This is a genomic window from Rhodococcus sp. MPR-R1B (genome assembly GCF_058793255.1).
In genome coordinates, this window is sequence record NZ_JBXAFO010000076.1 from 1 (window position 1) to 1,688 (window position 1,688).

Annotated in this window: 1 protein-coding gene; it reads left to right on the forward strand. The window is 59.8% G+C overall.

Annotation, left to right across the window (positions count from 1 at the left end):
* Nucleotides 1-1,688, forward strand: a 1,688-nt coding sequence (locus AC1Q61_RS32685) for a non-ribosomal peptide synthetase (RefSeq protein ID WP_492654936.1), incomplete at both ends; no start/stop codon positions are given.

The following is a 1,688-nucleotide window of genomic DNA, read 5'->3' on the forward strand; positions in this document are numbered from 1 at the left end:
ATTTTGGATTCTGTTGAGCGTTCGTTGGTGCTCGAGGGGTGGAATGACACGGCTCGTGAGGTTGCGGGTGTGTCGGTGTTGGACGGGTTCGATGCGCAGGTGGCGGCGTCTCCGGATGCGGTAGCGCTCTCGTTCGAGGGTGTGTCGTTGTCGTATGCGGAGTTCGATGCTCGGGTGAATCGTTTTGCCAGGTATTTGGTTTCGGTGGGTGTGGGGCCGGAGTCGTTGGTGGGTGTTGCGGTTCGTCGGTCGGTTGATTTGTTGGTTGCGGTTTACGGTGTGCTCAGGGCTGGTGGTGGGTATGTTCCGGTGGATCCGGATCAGCCTGCGGAGCGTAATGGGTATGTGTTGGCGGCGGCGTCGCCGGTGTGTGTGGTCAGTACTTCTGATGTTGGTTTCGATGCTGGTGTGGTGCCGGTGGTCGAGGTTGATGTTGTTGATGTGTCTGGTTTTTCGGATGCTCCTGTTTCGGATGTGGATCGGGTTTCGCCGTTGCGGTCGGGGAATACGGCGTATGTGATTTTCACGTCGGGGTCGACGGGTCGGCCGAAGGGTGTGGCGGTCAGTCATCGCAGTGTGGTCAATCAGGTGTCGTGGTTGGCGGAGCGTTATGCGGTGTCGGGTTCTGATGTGGTGTTGTTCAAGACTCCGGTGACGTTCGATGTGTCGGTGTGGGAGTTGTTTGTTCCGTTGGCGGTGGGTGCTCGGTTGGTGGTGGCTACTCATGACGGTCATCGGGATCCGGGGTATTTGGCGTCGGTGGTGGCGGCGGAGTCGGTGTCGATGGTCTCGTTTGTGCCGTCGATGTTGGAGGTGTTCGTCGATCAGTTGGTCGACGCGTCGGAGGCGACGATTTCGCGTCTCGGTGGTGGTGGGTTGGGTTCGTTGCGGGTGATTTTCGCGGCGGGTGAGGCGTTGCCGGCGTCGGTGGTGGGTCGGGTGTTGTCGGTGTTGCCGTCGGTTGAGGTTCATAATTTGTATGGTCCGACGGAGTTCACGGTGCATGCGACGGCGGCGGGTCCGCTCGATGGTGTGGGTGTGGTGGTGCCGATGGGTGCTCCGGTGTGGAATTCGTCGGTGTTGGTGTTGGATTCGCGGTTGCGTCCGGTGCCGGTGGGTGTTGCGGGTGAGTTGTATTTGTCGGGTGTGCAGGTCGCTCGTGGGTATTTCGGGCGGGTGGATTTGTCGGCGGAGCGGTTTGTGGCGAATCCGTTCGGTGGGGTGGGTTCGCGGATGTATCGCACGGGGGATGTGGTGCGGTGGATCGGTGTGTCGGGTGAGCTCGAGTATGTCGGTCGTAGTGATTTTCAGGTGAAGTTGCGTGGTCAGCGGATCGAGTTGGGGGAGATCGAGGCTGCGGTTCGGGATCAGGTGGGTGTGGGTTCTGTGGTGGTGGTGGTGTGGCGTGATCAGTTGGTTGCGTATGTCACTGCTGCGGTGGGGTCTTCGGTTGATGTTGATGTGGTGAAGGTGGGTGTGGGGGAGCGGTTGGCGTCGTATATGGTGCCGTCGCAGTTTGTGGTGTTGGATGCGTTGCCGTTGAATGCTTCGGGGAAGTTGGATCGGAAGTTGTTGCCGGAGCCGGTGTTCGAGGTTGCGGTGTTTAGGGCTCCGGTGACGGCGGTGGAGGAGATCGTTGCGTCGGTGTTTGCCGAGGTGTTGGGTGTTGATCGTGTGGGTCTCGATGA